At 68.5% G+C, this 15,902-nt stretch carries 16 protein-coding genes; 10 read left to right on the top strand and 6 right to left on the bottom strand.

The window, feature by feature from the left end:
- Positions 1–7: 7 nt before the first annotated feature.
- The gene (locus tag D3230_RS15055; protein ID WP_202345881.1) at positions 8–919 is read right to left on the bottom strand and encodes an acyl-CoA thioesterase; all 912 of its coding nucleotides are present in this window, start codon (positions 917–919) and stop codon (positions 8–10) included.
- Positions 916–1,794, bottom strand: a complete 879-nt coding sequence (locus D3230_RS15050; RefSeq protein ID WP_202345880.1) for a fumarylacetoacetate hydrolase family protein — start codon at positions 1,792–1,794, stop codon at positions 916–918. The genes D3230_RS15055 and D3230_RS15050 overlap by 4 nt, the downstream gene beginning before the upstream one ends.
- A gap of 187 nt (positions 1,795–1,981) precedes the next feature.
- Here D3230_RS15050 and D3230_RS15045 point away from each other — a divergent pair, with 187 nt between their 5' ends.
- Together D3230_RS15045 and D3230_RS15040 are read left to right on the top strand one after the other, a co-directional pair.
- Positions 1,982–2,395, top strand: a complete 414-nt coding sequence (locus D3230_RS15045) for a RidA family protein (RefSeq protein WP_202345879.1) — start codon at positions 1,982–1,984, stop codon at positions 2,393–2,395.
- 14 nt (positions 2,396–2,409) lie between these two features.
- Complete coding sequence (locus D3230_RS15040) at positions 2,410–2,808, top strand: PaaI family thioesterase (RefSeq protein ID WP_202345878.1); 399 nt, start codon at positions 2,410–2,412, stop codon at positions 2,806–2,808.
- Positions 2,809–2,871: 63 nt separating this feature from the next.
- Here D3230_RS15040 and D3230_RS15035 read toward each other — a convergent pair whose 3' ends face one another.
- A complete protein-coding gene (locus D3230_RS15035; RefSeq protein ID WP_202345877.1) occupies positions 2,872–3,357 on the bottom strand; it encodes a VOC family protein in 486 nt (161 codons plus the stop codon).
- A gap of 120 nt (positions 3,358–3,477) precedes the next feature.
- Here D3230_RS15035 and D3230_RS15030 point away from each other — a divergent pair, with 120 nt between their 5' ends.
- The 8 genes from D3230_RS15030 (at position 3,478) to D3230_RS14995 (ending at position 13,127) form a co-directional block, all read left to right on the top strand.
- Positions 3,478–4,299, top strand: coding sequence for a PaaX family transcriptional regulator (locus D3230_RS15030; protein WP_202345876.1), 822 nt, complete (start codon positions 3,478–3,480; stop codon positions 4,297–4,299).
- Positions 4,300–4,518: 219 nt separating this feature from the next.
- Positions 4,519–5,724 (top strand): ABC transporter substrate-binding protein, encoded by a 1,206-nt coding sequence (locus D3230_RS15025; protein ID WP_202345875.1) that lies wholly within the window; start codon positions 4,519–4,521, stop codon positions 5,722–5,724.
- Positions 5,725–5,736: 12 nt separating this feature from the next.
- Entirely contained in the window at positions 5,737–6,513 is a 777-nt protein-coding gene (locus tag D3230_RS15020; RefSeq protein ID WP_202345874.1) for an ABC transporter ATP-binding protein, read from the top strand.
- On the top strand, positions 6,510–7,241 hold the full coding sequence (locus D3230_RS15015) for an ABC transporter ATP-binding protein (protein ID WP_202345873.1): 732 nt from the start codon (positions 6,510–6,512) through the stop codon (positions 7,239–7,241). The genes D3230_RS15020 and D3230_RS15015 overlap by 4 nt, the downstream gene beginning before the upstream one ends.
- Positions 7,238–8,119, top strand: coding sequence for an ABC transporter permease subunit (locus D3230_RS15010; RefSeq protein WP_202345872.1), 882 nt, complete (start codon positions 7,238–7,240; stop codon positions 8,117–8,119). The genes D3230_RS15015 and D3230_RS15010 overlap by 4 nt, the downstream gene beginning before the upstream one ends.
- A complete protein-coding gene (locus D3230_RS15005; protein ID WP_202345871.1) occupies positions 8,116–9,192 on the top strand; it encodes a branched-chain amino acid ABC transporter permease in 1,077 nt (358 codons plus the stop codon). Before D3230_RS15010 ends, D3230_RS15005 begins: the two co-directional genes overlap by 4 nt.
- 120 nt (positions 9,193–9,312) lie before the next feature.
- Entirely contained in the window at positions 9,313–11,487 is a 2,175-nt protein-coding gene (locus D3230_RS15000) for a thiamine pyrophosphate-dependent enzyme (protein WP_202345870.1), read from the top strand.
- The gene (locus tag D3230_RS14995; protein WP_202345869.1) at positions 11,484–13,127 is read left to right on the top strand and encodes an indolepyruvate oxidoreductase subunit beta family protein; all 1,644 of its coding nucleotides are present in this window, start codon (positions 11,484–11,486) and stop codon (positions 13,125–13,127) included. Before D3230_RS15000 ends, D3230_RS14995 begins: the two co-directional genes overlap by 4 nt.
- Positions 13,128–13,154: 27 nt before the next feature.
- Here D3230_RS14995 and D3230_RS14990 read toward each other — a convergent pair whose 3' ends face one another.
- From D3230_RS14990 to D3230_RS14980, 3 genes are read right to left on the bottom strand one after another with little or no spacing between them, the layout of a single operon-like run.
- Positions 13,155–14,087 carry a helix-turn-helix transcriptional regulator gene (locus D3230_RS14990; RefSeq protein WP_202345868.1) on the bottom strand — a complete coding sequence of 311 codons (933 nt, stop codon included), beginning with the start codon at positions 14,085–14,087 and terminating at the stop codon, positions 13,155–13,157.
- Between the two features lie 11 nt (positions 14,088–14,098).
- Positions 14,099–15,205: an LLM class flavin-dependent oxidoreductase gene (locus tag D3230_RS14985; RefSeq protein WP_202345867.1), complete on the bottom strand. Its 1,107-nt coding sequence runs from the start codon at positions 15,203–15,205 to the stop codon at positions 14,099–14,101.
- Positions 15,202–15,648: a flavin reductase family protein gene (locus tag D3230_RS14980; protein WP_202345866.1), complete on the bottom strand. Its 447-nt coding sequence runs from the start codon at positions 15,646–15,648 to the stop codon at positions 15,202–15,204. Before D3230_RS14980 ends, D3230_RS14985 begins: the two co-directional genes overlap by 4 nt.
- Positions 15,649–15,902 lie beyond the last annotated feature (254 nt).

The following is a 15,902-nucleotide window of genomic DNA, read 5'->3' as shown; positions in this document are numbered from 1 at the left end:
CGGGGAGTCAGGGGTGGCGGATCATGCCCTCTTGCGCGACGGTCGCGATGAGCGTGCCGTCTCGGGCGAAGAAGCGGCCGAGATTGAGGCCGCGACCACGCTGCACGCCGGAGCTGTCCTGGAGGTACAGCACCCAGTCGTCGGCGCGCGCCGGGCTGTGGAACCACATGCTGTGATCCAGGCTCGCGGTCACGAGCCCGGGCGTCGACCAGTGCAGGCCGAGGGCACGGAGCGAGGGTTCCAGGATGGTGTAGTCGCAGGCGTAGGCGAGTGCGAGCTGCTGAGTGCGCGGGTCATCCGGCAGCGTCTCGAAGGCGCGGAGCCACACCCCCTGATGCGTGCTCGCCACCCCGTCGACCTCGACGTACAGCGGGCCCGGAATGTGCCGCATATCGAAGCTGCGGCCGTGTGCCCAGTAGTCGCCCGCGGGCGAGGTGTCCGCGCCGCGCTCGCGAAGGTAGTCTGCGGAGCTCGGAAGGCTCTCGGGCGCGGGCACCTCGGGGATGGCGGGGGCGTGCACCGGGCCGTCCTCGGGGACCTGGAACGAGGCGGTCGTGAGAAATACCGCTTTGCCGCCCTGGAACCCACGGACATGGCGGGTGGAGTAGCCGCGCCCATCGCGGAGCAGCTCGACCTCGTAGCGGACGGGCTCGCCAATGGTGACGGGGCGCAGGAATGAGCTGTGCATCGCGTGCAGCTCACGGTCGTCCCCGACGGTGGCGAGCGCCGCGGCAGCGGCCTGCGCGACGGAGTCCCCGCCGTACGCTTTGGGCCACGGCACATACTGGGGGATCACCTCGAAGGCGCGATCGAATACCTCCGCGGGCCGCTCGGTGAGCCGGATCGCGGCCAGGAAACGCTGGCTATCGGCGTGGTTCCCCGGGGCGGCCGAGCTGTCGGGGGTCGGTGCGGTGTTCATGCGGGATCCTCCGGTTCGTGTGCGGGTGCGAGCTGCGAGATACGCAACGTGTTCGTCAGCGTGCCGATGCCCGCGATCGTGGTGGTGAGCACCTGACCGTCGCGCAGCCACCGCGGCGGGGTGGCCCCGAGGCCCACGCCGCCCGGGGTCCCGGTGAGGATGAGGTCTCCCGGGCCGAGTTCCGTGAACTGGGACACATACGCGACGAGGTCGGCGGCGTCGAACACGAGCTCTCGGGTGTTGCTGTGCTGCACGGTGTCGCCGTCGATCTCGCACTGGATGCTGAGCCCGTCTGTGGGCGAGATCGCGTCCGCGGTCACCACGACGGGGCCGAGCGGCGTGGTGCGATCCCAGGCCTTTCCCTGGAACCACTGCAGCGTGCGCGCCTGCCAGTCCCGGCAGGAGACGTCGTTCGCCACCGTGTATCCCAGGATCGCCGCTTCGGCTTGCGCGCGGCTCGCGTGGCGGATCGGAGCCCCCACAACGACGACGAGTTCGGCCTCCCAGTCGACCTTCTCGGATCCCGCGATCACGAGGTCAGCGGTCGGGCCGGTCAGCGTATCCGCGAACTTCGCGAACAGCGTCGGGTACTCCGGAACGTCGCGCCCGGTCTCCACAATGTGGTCGTGGTAGTTCAGCCCGCAACAGACGATCTTCGCGGGGCGCGGGATCGGGGCCGCCAGCTCCGAGCCGGCCGCGCTCACGCGCTCCGATCCCGGATCGGCGAGCGCCCGGTCGACCCGATCGCGCCAGTCGGGGTGCGCGATCAGCACGCCCGCGTCGGATTCCGCAAGGAGGGTCCAGTCGTCGGCGTCGCTGCCGCGGACGGCGGCGCGCGTGTGGCCGGCCCCCGTGTGGATTGTCGCCAAGTGCATCGTTGCTCCCGTAGCTCAGGTGAGGCGTTCGCCTCGGAATTCGGTGTGATCAGTTTCCCCGAATGGCTCCCAAGTATGTCAGAATAATCACGAACGTCACAAGTACGAGACAGAAAGTTTCTTGCGACGCCCACCCAGAGCCACCGGCTCGAAGTGCCAGGAGCCCCAGGCTCAGAAGGAGACAACGATGTCAGCAGAAATCATCAACCCCCCGCAGCTCTGCAAGCCGAAGGGCTTTGCGCACGGCGTCAAAGCGGGCCCCTTTGTCTATCTCGGCGGGCAGACGGCCCTCAACGCGGACTACGAGATCGTGCCCGGCGGCATCATCGAGCAGTTCGTCCAGGCGTTCGGCAACGTGCTCGCCACGCTCGAACACGCGGGCGGCACACCCGCCGACCTCATCGACGTCACGATCTACCTCACCGACGTCGACGACTACCAGCGCAACGGCCGCGAGATCGGCAAGCTCTGGCGCGAGATGGCCGGAACCGAGTACCCCGCCATGGCGGGGGTCGGCGTCACGCAGCTGTGGCAGCCCGAGGCACTGATCGAGATCCAGGGCGTCGCCTACCTCGGCGATGCCGACTCACCCACACACTGACGTGAGGAGACGCCATGACCCCCACCACCGGACCCGTCCAGACCATCCTCGGTGAGCTCGACGAGCGACTCGGCATCGAGTTCGTTCGCGTCAGCGCCGAGCACGCCGTCGCCACCATGCCCGTCGCGGGCAATCGACAGATCACCGGCTCCATGCACGGCGGCGCCTACTGCACACTCGCCGAGACCCTCGCCTCGCTCGCGGCGTGCGAACACGCGGGCGACGGCCGCACGGCGGTCGGCCTCGACATCAGCGCCACCCATACCGGCCGGGCCGCGGCGGGCCGAGTCACCGCCACCTGCTCGGCCATCCGGCTCGGCAAGTCCGTCGCGGTCTACGCCGTGGAGATCGACGATGAGGAGGGCCGGCGCGTGTCGACCGCCCGCGTGACCACGGTGCTCCGCGACGCGTAGCGCCATGACAGAGATTCGGGCCCCGGGCAGCGCCCGGGGCCCGAATTGCCTGAGCTCCGCCCCTCACCCACCCCACATATAGGGGTAGGGGTGCGAGCACACCTCGAACACATTGCCCCAGGGATCTTCGCAGTAGACGATCTCGAAGCCGCGTTCGGGGTTGATCACGACGACCTCGGAGCGCTGCCGCCCACCCGCCGCCACCACCTGCGCCGCGAATCCCGCGACGTCGTGTGCGGTGACCGCGAAATGGTTCACACCGCTGCGCCAAAACTCGAAGGAATCGGCGGGGCGCTGATACGCGGGGGCCGCGAACTCGAAGATCTCCAGGCCCGCGCCGTCAGCTCCCGACATGTGCGCAAACGCGAAGCGAGTGAACCCTGCACCGTAAATGCCGGTCGCGGCGATCCCGAGCGGACTGTCGTCTTCGTGAACCTCGATCGGCCCCGCAAGCAGGTAGCAGCCGAACGTGTCGCGGTACCAATCGACGGCATCGCGAAGATTCGGTACCGTAATACCGACGTGAGAGAACGATGGAAACTGGGTCATGGACGCTCCTGTATCTGAGCACACTCCGTCGGGCTCCACCTCAAACTGTCACGAATCTGTGATGATCGCAAGAGAAATGTCAATATGGATCACCCCTCGCGGAGTAGGCAGGCCACCCGAATGCACTCGAACACCTCACGCACCCTCCTCGTCACCCTCCTCGGCGCGTTCGCACGCCGGACGGGCGACTGGCTCCCCATCAAAGGGATCGTGGCGATGCTCGAGGTCCTCGGCGTTGACGAGTCGAGCACCCGCACCGGTGTGTCCCGCCTGAAGAAGCGCGGCTGGCTCCTGCCCGAGAAGCGGGACGGGCGCAGCGGCTACCGTCTCACCGAGCACGCCCAGACCACGCTCGCGACCGGCGACGAGTTCATCTGGCACTCCCGCCAACCGGCAAACCTGAGTGATGGGTGGTGCATCGCGACGTTCTCGATCCCCGAGCAGCACCGCGCGAAGCGGCACCTCCTGCGCTCACGCCTCGCCTCGCTCAGCTTTGGCAACGCCGGACAGGGCGTCTGGATCGCGCCGGCCCGCATGGCCGAGGAGGCCATCGCGGTGATCGACCAGCTCGACCTGATGGCGAACACGAATCTCTTCGTGGGTCGCCACGCGGGCGGCCAGGAACTCAGCCACATGGTGTCCGAGAGTTGGGATCTGGAGGATATCCACGCGGGGTACCAGCACTTCCTCGCCCGCCACCAGCCCGGATTCCAGGCGCTGCGCCGTCGCGAGCCTGCGGACATCGAATCCCAGGAGGGGTTCATCCACTACATGCGGGCGCTCGATGATTGGCGCGTCCTGCCCATGCGGGATCCGGGCCTCCCCCGCGAACTCCTCCGCAGCGACTGGGCTGGCGATCCCGCCACCCGCCTCATCGAGGAGATCGTCACGCACCTCGACCAGGCCGCATTCGCGTTCGTGGAGCGCTCCGTCGCGCCCTAACCCGGCGTACGCGCTTCGCCAATTTCAAACACCTTCTTGACGGACGTTACATTTCTGGGATAGTAATTGTGCTGTCACCGTCGACACCCCAGCCCGATTCCCTGTTCCGGGCTGCGAGAGCCCAGCTCTTCGTCTCCCGTCGCCGCTGGCGCCCCTGAACATCCAGACGAGCGGGCCTCACTGTCGAGCCGCTCCGTCATCACAGGAAGGCCCGAGCACATGCGCAAGACCCATCTGGGCGTCCTGACGGCACTCGCCGTCAGCTCGCTCGCACTGTCCGGCTGCGTCTCCGCAGCACCCGGATCCGGATCCGGCTCCACCGCTGATGCGGGCGACGCCGGTGAACCAATTCTCATCGGCGCGGTGATGGCCGAGACGGGATTCATGTCCCCCTTCGACACCCCCGCGCTCACCGCCATGAAGATCGCCGTTGACGAGCTCAACGAGGACGGCGGCATCGACGGCACCCCGGTCGAGCTCTCCGTGATCGACACCGGATCGGACTTCGAGAAATACGCGCCCGCCGCGCAGAGCCTCATCGACGACGGGGCGAAGGTCCTCATGGTGACGTGCGACTACGACACCGCGGTCCCCGCCTCACAGGTCGCCGAACAACACAACATCCTCAACATCGCCCCCTGCGTCGGCGACACCATTTACGGCCCCGAGGGCGGCCTCAACATCGGCTTCTCGCTCGGCAACGCCGTCCCCGGCGAGGCCAGCGTGATGGCCGAGTTCGCGACCGAGCGGGGCTGGAAGAACGCCGTCTTCGTCAAGGACGACTCCATCAAGTACACGCAGAATCAGTGCGAGACCGCCGCGAAGCGGTTCACCGAGCTCGGCGGCACCGAGATCGCCACCTATACGTTCAAGCAGGGCGACTCCATCAAGGAGACCGTCTCGAAGATCACGAGCGGCCCCGCACCGGACGTCGTGTTCAACTGCAGCTACGGCGAGGGCGGCGGCAAGGCCGCGAAAGAACTCCGCGACGGCGGCATCGACACCCCCGTCGTCTCCGGATTCGGCATGGACGGGACGTTCTGGCTCGACGCGATCCCCGGGCTCACGGACTACTACATCGTCACGTACCCCTCGGTCTGGGGCGACGACAGCGACCCGAAGGTGAACGAGGCCTCGGCGACGTACGAAGAGGTCACGGGTTCCCGGCCCGAGAACGGCAGCATGACCACGGGGGCCTCCGCAATCGAGGCAGTGAAGCTCGCGGCGGAGGAGGCCGGATCCTGGGACGGGGACAAGCTCGCCGCGGCCCTCACGGGTTTCACGGACGTTCCGCTCCTCGTCGGCCCCACCTCCTTCAGCGAGGAATTGCACGTCAACGTGGAGCGTCCGCAGCGCGTGCTCCAGGTTGCCGACGGGGCGCTCGCGCACGTCGAGACCCGCGCACCCGAAAAAGTCATCCGCTAGCGAGACGCGCACATGACGCCGTCGACAGTCTCTCCCCCCGCAGCTGCCCGGCAGCTGCGGGGGGAGGCCCTCTCCCGCGCATACAGCGGGGTCCAAGCGCTCCAGGATGTCACGATTGACATCCCCCGCGGCCAGGTCACTGGCCTCATCGGTGCCAACGGTGCCGGCAAGTCGACACTGGTGAATATCCTCACCGGCTACGATCGCCCGGACAGCGGTCACGTGTACGTCGACGGCGAGGACTTCACGCGGGTCCGCCCCGAGCGCCGAGCGCGCCGCGGGGTCGCCCGCACCTTTCAGCACGGACACCTCTTCGCCGGCTGCACCGTGCTCGAAAACGTCGAGGTCACCGCGCTCGCCTGCGGGGCCGGCCCGCGCGCGGCGCGCGCCCTCGCCCGGGAGCTCCTCGCGGATCTCCTGCTCGAGGAGTGGCTGCTGCACGATGCCGACCGGCTGCCCCACGGCGTGGAACGCCGCCTCGGGGTCGCCCGCGCACTCGCGACCCGACCGAGCTACGTGCTGCTCGACGAACCCGCGGCCGGGCTGAACGACGGCGAGGCGGAGCACCTGCGCGAGACGATGCGTGCCGTCGCCGACCGCGACGTGGGCGTGCTCCTCATCGATCACAACATGCCGCTCATTTTCTCGAGCTGCGACACCATTACGGTCCTCGGAGCCGGGAAGAACGTCCTCGCGGGCACGCCCGACGAGGTCCGGCACGACGCGCGGCTCGCGAGCAGTTACCTCGGCAGCGCGGCCGCCCAGATCGGCGAGGGGGCCCTCGGATGACCGCCGCTCCCGCGCCGACGCGCCTCCTCACCGTCGACCACCTCACGGTCTCCTACCGCGGCGTCCGCGCCGTCAACGGCGTCTCCTGCCACGTCGACGCGGGCGAGCTCGTCGGGATCATCGGGCCGAACGGGGCCGGAAAATCCTCGTTCATGCACGCGCTGGTCGGGGCGGTGCGCGCCCAGGCGACCGCACTCGAGTTCGCGGGAGCCGCCACGCTGGGGGTGCCGACCGAGCGTATTGCGCGCTCGGGTCTCGCGCTCGTGTCGGAGGGGCACAACGTCTTCGGCCGGCTGACGGTGCGCGAGAATCTGCGCCTCGGCTCGACCGCCCGCGCCAGTTCGGCCGGCCTGGACGAGGATCTCGCCTGGGTGCATTCGCTGTTTCCCATCCTCGATGAGTTTGCGGACCGCCAGGCGGGGCTCCTCTCGGGCGGGCAGCAGCAGCAGCTGGCCATCGGACGGGCACTCCTCGCGGCCCCCCGCCTCCTGGCACTCGACGAACCCTCGCTCGGGTTGTCCCCGACCGCCGTCGACACCGTGTTTGCCTCGATCGAACGCATCCGCGAGCGCGGCACCGCCGTCCTCCTCGTGGAGCAGCGCGCTCAGCAGACCGTCGCCGCGGCGGATCGCACGCACGTGCTCAGTGAGGGCCGGATCACCATGACGCTCGGTCCCGCAGACGCCCAGGACTCCGCCCTTCTGATGAAAGCGTATCTCGGCTCGTGAACATTCTTCAGGCTCTCATTGACGCAACCTCCACGGGCGCGGTCTACGCGCTCGCGGCCCTCGGCATCGGCCTCGTGTTTGGCGTGATGCGCCTCGCAAACTTCGCCAACGGCGAGCTCATCACGGGGGCCGGGTACGCGCTCATCCTGCTGTGGCCCGTCTCCCCGCCGCTCGCGATCGTCGCCTCGATCGTCGTGGCCGTCGTCCTGGCGTGGTGCATGGACGCCGCCGTGTTCCGGTGGCTCCGCGCGCAGCCCCCCGCCACCCTTCTCATCGCGAGCTTCGGGCTCAGCATCCTGCTGCAGCGCGTCTACGACGGGGTGTTCGGCACCAACGTGCGCTCCGCGGCGGTCGCCCCGGGACTCTCGGCGTCGATCCACGTGGGGGAACTGCGGATCAATCTCGTCTCGATCGTTTCGATCGCGCTCGCCGCGCTCCTCCTCATCGCTGTGCGTCTGTTCCTGACCCGCACGCGCATGGGACTCCAGGTGCAGGCGGCCTCCGAAGACTTCCGCGCCGCGCGCATCCTGGGGATCCGGGCGGGCAGCGTCATCGCGCTGACCTTCGCGATCAGTGGCGTGCTCGCCGCGGCGATCGCGTTTGTCATGACGGCCCAGAGCGGATCGGTCGGGCCGACGTTCGGCGTGCAGGTCACCCTCTTCGCGCTCATCGGGTCGACGATCGGTGGCCTCGGGAAGCTCGGCGGCAGCGTCGCCGGTGGCTTCCTGGTCGGCTTCGCGGTATCCCTGTTCACCTCATTCTTGCCAGCGTGGATCAACGACTTCCGCATTGCCTTTGTGTATCTCCTCGTGGCCGTCGTGCTCGTCATCGCTCCCAACGGCATCTTCGCCAGTCGCACCTCGAAGGAGCGCACATGACCTCCCCGACGCCCCTCCCCCGGCACCGATTCACGGGCATCGCCGTCCCCGAAGCCGTCGCCCGACTGTGGTCGCTCGCGGTGCCGCTCATCACCGTGTGGCTGTTCTCGCTGGTCGCGAGTTCGATCTCGCAGGCCGCATCGATCGATCTCGGCTACGCGCTCGCGAACCTGATCATCGTGGTCGCCATGTGGACCTTCATCGGGAACAGCGGCGTACTCTCCTTCGGGCACATCGCGTTCGTGGCGGTGGGCGCGTGGACGCTCTCGCTCCTCACGATCCCGAGCCAGATCAAGACGGCGATCATGCCGGATCTGTTCCCGTTCCTCACGGAGGCCCAGGCGGGTCCCATCGTGGCCCTCCTCGTGGCCGCCGTGATGGGCGGCCTGCTCGCATTCATCAGCGGCCTCGCCCTCATGCGCCTGCACGGCCTCGAGGCGGGCATCGCGACCTTTGCCCTGCTCATGCTGGTCGTGCAGATCCTGACCTACTGGACGCGAATCGGCCCGAAGGCGGGCCAGTCGATGACCGGGTTGCCACGCAGCTTCGATCTGCAGGGCGTGCTGATCATCGCCCTCGCCGTCATCGCACTTGCCTGGCTCTACGGGCAGAGTCGCAGCGCCCGGATGCTCCGGGCCTCACGCGACAACATCCAGGCGGCACCGGCGTCCGGCGTCCGGATCACGCTGCACCGCCTGCTGGCGTTCACTGTTTCGGGGGCGCTGGCGGCCGTCGGCGGGGCCGTCTGGGTGCAGCTGAACGGGGTCGCCCAGGCCTCGCAGTTCTCGCTGGACTTCACGTTTACGACGATCGCGATGCTCGTCGTGGGCGGGATGCGTTCGCTGTGGGGTGCCGTGGTCGGCACCCTCGCGATCTCCGCACTGAGCCACATCCTCGGGCTCCTCGAAAAGGGCGTCCAGCTGGGCGAGAGCCTGATCTCCATTCCTTCGGGAAGCCGCTTAATCACGCTCGGCGCGATCATGGTCCTGATTCTCATTTTCCGCCCGTCCGGGATCACGGGCGGGCGCGAGGCGAGCTGGCCGTTTCGGCCCCGCCTGATGCCACGGCCGTAACCGATCCGTAATCCGAACTTTTCCTGTCACTTCTGTGACGATCGCACGATCTTTGATATATTGGGATCGTGCCCTCGCGTAAGGGACACGGGTCAATGGTGACACGAAAGGGCAGAAATTATGGCTGAACGGTCATTCGTCAACGAGGTCAAGCTCCTCCGTTCCGAGGCCGGGACCGAACTGCACGTCGAGGGAATCCTCGCCGTGACCAAGGCCCTGCTGGAATCGGGGGTCGCCTACGTCGGCGGCTACCAGGGTGCACCGATCTCGCACCTCATGGATGTGCTCGGTGACGCGCACGACATCCTCGAAGAGCTGGATGTCTATTTTGAGAATTCCGCCTCCGAGGCGACGGCGGCCGCAATGCTCGCCGCGTCCGTCCACTACCCCCTCCGCGGGGCCGTCACGTTCAAATCGACGGTGGGGCTCAACGTGGCGTCGGACGCGCTCGCGAACCTCTCGAGCGGCGGCGTCCAGGGCGGCGCGCTCGTGATCCTCGGCGAGGACTACGGCGAAGGATCCAGCATCATGCAGGAGCGCTCCCACGCATTCGCGATGAAATCGCAGATGTGGCTCCTCGATCCACGCCCCAACATCTCCGCGATCGTGAACACGGTCAAACACGGTTTCGCGCTGTCCGAGGCCAGCAACACCCCGGTGATGCTGGATCTGCGCCTGCGATCCTGCCATCTCCAGGGTTCCTTCACCACGACGGAGAACCTGCGCCCGCCGATGACCATCACGGATGCGGTCGAGAACCCGCAGCGCGACCTCAGCCGGATCGTGCTGCCTCCCGCCAGCTTCCTGCACGAGCACGAGAAGGTCCATGCGCGCTGGCCGGCGGCGGTCGAGTACATTCGCGAGCACCAGCTCAACGAGTTCTTCGACGGCGACGTCGACGACATCGGCATCATCGTGCAGGGCGGCCTCTACAACACGGTGAACCGGGCGCTCGAGCTGCTCGGCTGCTCGGACGCGTTCGGCAATACCCGGGTCCCGATGTACGTGATGAACGTCACCTACCCCGTGATCGACGCGGAAGTCCTCGAGTTCTGCCGCGACAAGCGGGCCGTGCTGCTCCTCGAGGAGGGTCAGCCCGACTACATCGAGCAGAACCTCCACTCGATCCTCCGCAAGGCGGGCGTCGACACCGCGCTCCACGGCAAGGACCTGCTGCCCATGGGCGGCGAGTACACCACCCAGGTCGTCACCGAGGGGCTCACCCAGTTCCTCAGCCAGTACACCCCGGAACTCATCGCGACGCAGCCGTCGCTCCTCCTCCCGGCCGACAACCCGGCCAGCCCCTTCGCCCCCCGGGTGGAGGCCGCACAGGTGCAGGCCCGCCCGCCCGGGCTGTGCACGGGCTGCCCCGAGCGGCCGATCTTCTCAGCGATGAAGCTCGCTGAGAAAGAAGTGGGCCAGGAGCACCACGTCAGTATGGACATCGGCTGCCACCTCTTCGGGATCAATGAGCCGTTCAACCTGGGCGGCACCACGATGGGCTACGGCCTCGGCTCCGCGGGGGCGGCGGCCCTCAACCCGAAGGACGCCGATCGCTCCACCATCGGCGTGATGGGCGACGGCGGGTTCTGGCACAACGGCCTCACGAGCGGCATCGGCAACGCCGTGTTCAACAAGAACGACCAGGTCGTGGTCGTGGTCGACAACTCCTACGCCGCCGCAACGGGCGGCCAGGACGTCCTCTCCTCCTACGGCCAGGCGGAGACCGCGAACCGCTCCTCGGGCAACCCGATCGAGCGGGCCGTGCGCGGAATCGGTGTGAAATGGGCGAAGACGATGTCCCACACCTATGACGTTGCGAAGCTCAAGAAGGTGTTCGTCGAAGCCTTCACGACGGAGACCGAGGGGCCGAAGGTGATCGTCGCGCAGAGCGAGTGCCAGCTCAACAAGCAGCGGCGGGAGAAGCCGAAACGCCAGAAAGACATCGCCGCGGGCAAGCGGGTCGTGCGCCAGCGCTTCGGCGTCGACGCCGATACCTGCACCGGCGACCACGCCTGCATCCGCATCTCGGGCTGCCCCTCCCTCACGCTGAAAGAGAATCCCGATCCGATGCGCACCGACCCGGTTGCCACCGTGATCGACAGCTGCGTGGGCTGCGGGGTGTGCGGCGCAAACGCGCACGCCGCGTCGCTGTGCCCCTCCTTCTACCGCACCGACGTGGTCATCAACCCGAGCTGGATCGACCGCACGCTCGGGAAGATCCGCGGCGGCTGGATCGCCCTGCTGTCCTCCCCCATCGAGCGGCGCGCGAGCCAGTACGAGGTGGCCGCGTGAGCACCTGGGAAGCGGGCCGCCGGCCCATCACGATCGCGATCCTCGCCATGGGCGGCGAGGGCGGCGGCGTCCTCGCCGACTGGATCGTCTCGCTGGGCGAGGACTCCGGATTCATCACGCAGAGCACCTCGGTCGCGGGCGTCGCACAGCGCACGGGTGCCACAGTCTACTACGTGGAGCTCTACCCGCGCAGCGATGCCGCGAGCGATGGGAGCGCGCGCAGCGAGCCGATCCTCAGCCTGTTTCCCACCCCGGGACAGGTCGACGTGGTCATCGCGTCCGAGCTGATGGAGGCCGGACGCGCCCTCCAGCGCGGCTTCTGCACGCCGGATCGGACCACGCTCATCGCCTCAACGAACCGCGTCTACGCGATCACGGAGAAGATCGCCCTCGGTGACGGCCGCGTCGACGACGAAAGCCTGATCGCTTCGGCCCGCGCCGGATCGAAGCAGCTCATCGCCACCGATTTCAACGCGCTCGCGGCGCAGGCGGGCAGCGTGATCTCGTCCTCGCTCTTCGGCGCGCTCGCGGGATCCGGCGTGCTGCCGATCCCGCGGGAGGCGTTCGAGGAGTCGCTGCGCCGCTCGGGCAAAGCGGTCGAGCGTTCCCTCGCGGCGTTCGGGCTCGGCTTCGTCGCGGCGCAGGACGCCGCGGCCGAGGCCGCCCGCCCGAAGCCGCCGTCGGGTCTCGGCCCGGTCCGCGTCACGATCGGCCGGCGCCGACCCCGCGATCCGGAAGAGGAGGCCGCCGAGGCCGCCGCGGCGCGGCATACGGAGCTCGCGACCTCCGATCCGCGGGCGCTCGTCGGCCCGAAGATCGCCGACCGCATGGACCGGATCCCCGAGTTCGCGGCCCCGGCGCGTTCGATGGTGGTGCACGGGTGCGTGCGCACCGCGATGTACCAGGGGCCCGCGTACACGGATCTGTTCCTGGACCGGGTGGCCCGGGTTGCACCGTTCGACGCGGAGCGCGCGGGCGACGCGAGCCTCTCCGTCGAGGTCGCGCGGCACACGGCCCTCTGGATGTCGTACCAGGACACCATCCATGTGGCGCTGCAAAAGCTCCGCAAGCGGCGCATCGAGGGGGTCCGGGTCGAGGCGAAGGCCGACAGCGGCGAGCTCACGCAGGTGCGCGAGTTCCTGCACCCGCAGATCGACGAGATCACCGACACACTGCCCACGGCCCTCGGTCGGGCGCTGTCTCGCTCCCAGCTGTTCGCGAAGCTCGTCGGCGCGATCACGCGCGATGGGATGATCGTCAACACGACGTCCGTGTTCGGGTCGAGCATGCTGTGGCTGATGGCGTCGATGCGGCCCATGCGGCCGCGCTCGCTCCGCTACGGCCGCGAGCAGCTCGCGATCGACGCGTGGCTCGACCTCGTCGTCGAGACCGCCGCTGTGGACTACGATCTCGCGTGCGAGATCGCGAAGTGCGCGCGCGTCTTGAAGGGGTACGGCCAGACTCACGCGCACGGCTCGGAGAGCTTCGCGCGCCTCCTCGGCGCGGTGCCCCAGCTCCTCGGCACCCCGGACGCGGCGCGCGCGCTGGCCCGGCTGAGCAAGGCGGCGATGGCCGACGAGGACGGTGCCGCGCTCACGGTAGCCCTCCGGGGGCTGCCGGCCCCCGCGCCGGCCGCCTAACTCCGACCCCGGGTGCACCCTTCGGCGCTAGGTACGCAGCGCCGAAGGGTGTACCCCATAGCGGGCAAAGAAGTACTGCGAGAACCGCCCGCTGTGCGGGATCCCCACCTCGGCGGCGACATCCGCGACCCGGCGCGCATCGGTGCCCGAGCCTGCGCGCAGCAACGTCCAGGCGCGATCAAGCCGAGCATCACGAACCACCTCCTGCGCGGTGCGGCCGAGGTGCGCCTGGAACGCGAGCTGAAGCTGACGGCTGCCAATCCCCACGATGCCGCCGAGTTCGGCAAGGGACAGCGGCTCGGCGAGGTGCCGGCGGAGGTGGCGCACGGCGTGGATGAGGTAGGCCGGCGGCCCGCCCGGGCCAGCCTCGGTGCCCCGCGTGTAGGGCGCCAGCCCGATGAGGAGCCGATCGAGCACCGCCGCCGGGTCGGGGGCCGGGTGTGCCGCGAAATCCTGCCAACCGCGGCGGAGGGCGGGGGCGGCGTGCACCGGGATCGCGCGATCCTGCGCGAGATTGACGGTGTACTCGCGGTCTCCCCCGAACGCCTCCCGGAAGAGGCCGGCCACCTCCGAATGCGCCACGGCCCCCACCAGGGCACCGGCGCGCGGGTCAGGGCGCATCAGCGTATCGGCGCTGGCCGAGAGCACGAACGGCTCGACCATCCGCTGCGCGCGGCCGGCCACCTCCACCCACATCGGGCCGAGCGGGACCACGAGGACGACCTGGTCGCGCGTCGGTGGCGCGAGCACGCTCACCCGGGTCGCATAGGCGACAAATACCAGCGACAGTCCGCCGATCCGCACCCCATTGACGGTGCCGTGGAGCGCACCAGTGCCCGCCGCCGGCGCCTTCCCGACGACGGTGTGTCCGTACCCGGTGAGGCCGTCGACCGCATCGCGAAGCGCCCCGGGGCTCGTCGTGCGAGCCACGGGGTACTCCGCGAGCAATGCGGGAGACATCGGTCCCAGGGTCAGCCCCGCGGGAGGCGCACGCCCATGCGCTCAAGGATCGGCATCACCTCGCGGCCGAACTGAGTCACCTCGGACGTGTAATCGACAAACGCCAGTGTCATGCCGTCGAAGCCGGCCTCGTGGACGGCCCGGATCTGCTCCGCGACGTCCTCCGGCGTCCCGACGATCGGCAACGACCCGTGCCCCGAGGCGAAGCGCGAGCGCATGGTCTGCAGCATCTCCGGCGTGAACGACTGCGCGTGCATGCCCTGCAATCCCATCAGGTAGTCCACGGCACCCCAGTCCGCGTGCTCGTCCGCGTAGTACGCGAGGTAGTCCTCAGCCTCGGCGCGGGTGCTGCGGCAGACCACATGGCTCAGGGTGAACACGCCGACCTCACGCTCGTACTTGGTCCGGGCCTCCTCCTTCATGCTGCGCACGATCCCCGCCCCGGTCTCGGCGTCGGGGATGATCGTGAACGCGAAGTCTGAGTAGTGCGCGGCGAAATCTCGGCCCTGCGCGGAGGAGCCGGCGTTCAAGATGGGCACCCGGCCGCCGCGCGGCTTCGGCTCAGATTCGGTGTCCTTGAGCTGGTAGAAGGTGCCGTTGTGCTGGAACTTTCCCTCCGCGGCCCACGCCTGCTCGATCACGCTCAGCCACTCCGCGGCGAAGCCATAGCGGTCGTCGTGCGCCTCCGGCATGGGGGCTCCCAGTGCCTCGTACTCGGGCAGGTTCCAGCCCGCGACAACGTTCAGCCCGGCGCGACCGCCGCCCCCGATCTGATCCAGCGTGGCCAACTGCTTTGCGACGACCATCGGGTTGTTGAACGCGGTGTGGACGGTCGAAAAGACGTTGATCCGCTGCGTGCTCGCGAGCAGCCCGGCCGCCCACACGATCGGGTCGAGGACCGAGCCGTGGAAGTTCGTCTCCCCCTGGTAGCCGATGAACCGCGCGATCGGCAGGAGAAAGTCGATCCCCGCGGCCTCCGCAGCGCGGGCGAGGGCAAGATTGTCCTCCCAGCTCGCGCTCCAGCGCTCGGGGATCTGGGTCACGGCGAGGCCGCCGGAGCAGTTCGGGGAGAAGAGCCCGAGTTTGAAATCTTCGCCGTTGAGGATGTCGCGGTTCATGATGCTCGATTCTGTTGGGGGTGGAGGATCTCGGTCGGGCGGCCCACCATCAGGTCGTGGTCGCCAATCTCGATCCGCTGATGCACGACGCAGTCGAAGCGGGTCTGGAGCTCGGGGAACACCGGGTCGCCGAGGGTGTTATGCGTGTAGGCGAGGTCGCGGAACTTGTCGCCGCCGCGCTGCGCGAATGCCGCGACGAGGGGATGCTCGAGTGGGCGCGGCATCGGCGGCAGCACGTGCAGCGCGTACGATCCCGCGCCGCGCCAGGCCTGAATGGCCGAGGATCCGTGATCCACCGCCCAGCTCACCAGGAGCGGATCGAGCGACAGCGAGGTGAACGAGTTGCACACGAGCCCGATGGGATTCCGCTCAGCGTCCACGCTGGTGACGAGGCAGATGCCCGTGTGCCACTCCCGCATCGCGGCCTTGAATTCTTCGCGCATCCGAATGTCTCCTTCTCGCGACGCTGGTTGAAGGTGTGAGACAAGAATGCCCGCTTCGACGATGAAGCGCTATCCGGAATACGTAGTGTGGGCCGCACGGCCGAGCGTCCCCGGGACGCCACGGGGGCGGGGCCGGGGCATCGCCCCACACCCCGCCCCCGTGAATTCGGGTCTAGGTGTACTGACCTCGACCGTTGTTGACTCGATCGATCGGAGTTTGGCCTCCGATACCAAGGTGGGGCCTGTCTAGGTTG

The sequence above is a fragment of the Leucobacter chromiireducens subsp. solipictus genome (assembly GCF_016758195.1).
Taxonomy (GTDB): domain Bacteria; phylum Actinomycetota; class Actinomycetes; order Actinomycetales; family Microbacteriaceae; genus Leucobacter; species Leucobacter solipictus.
Note: the sequence above shows the minus strand (reverse complement) of the source record. Positions and strands in the feature narration are given on the sequence as shown.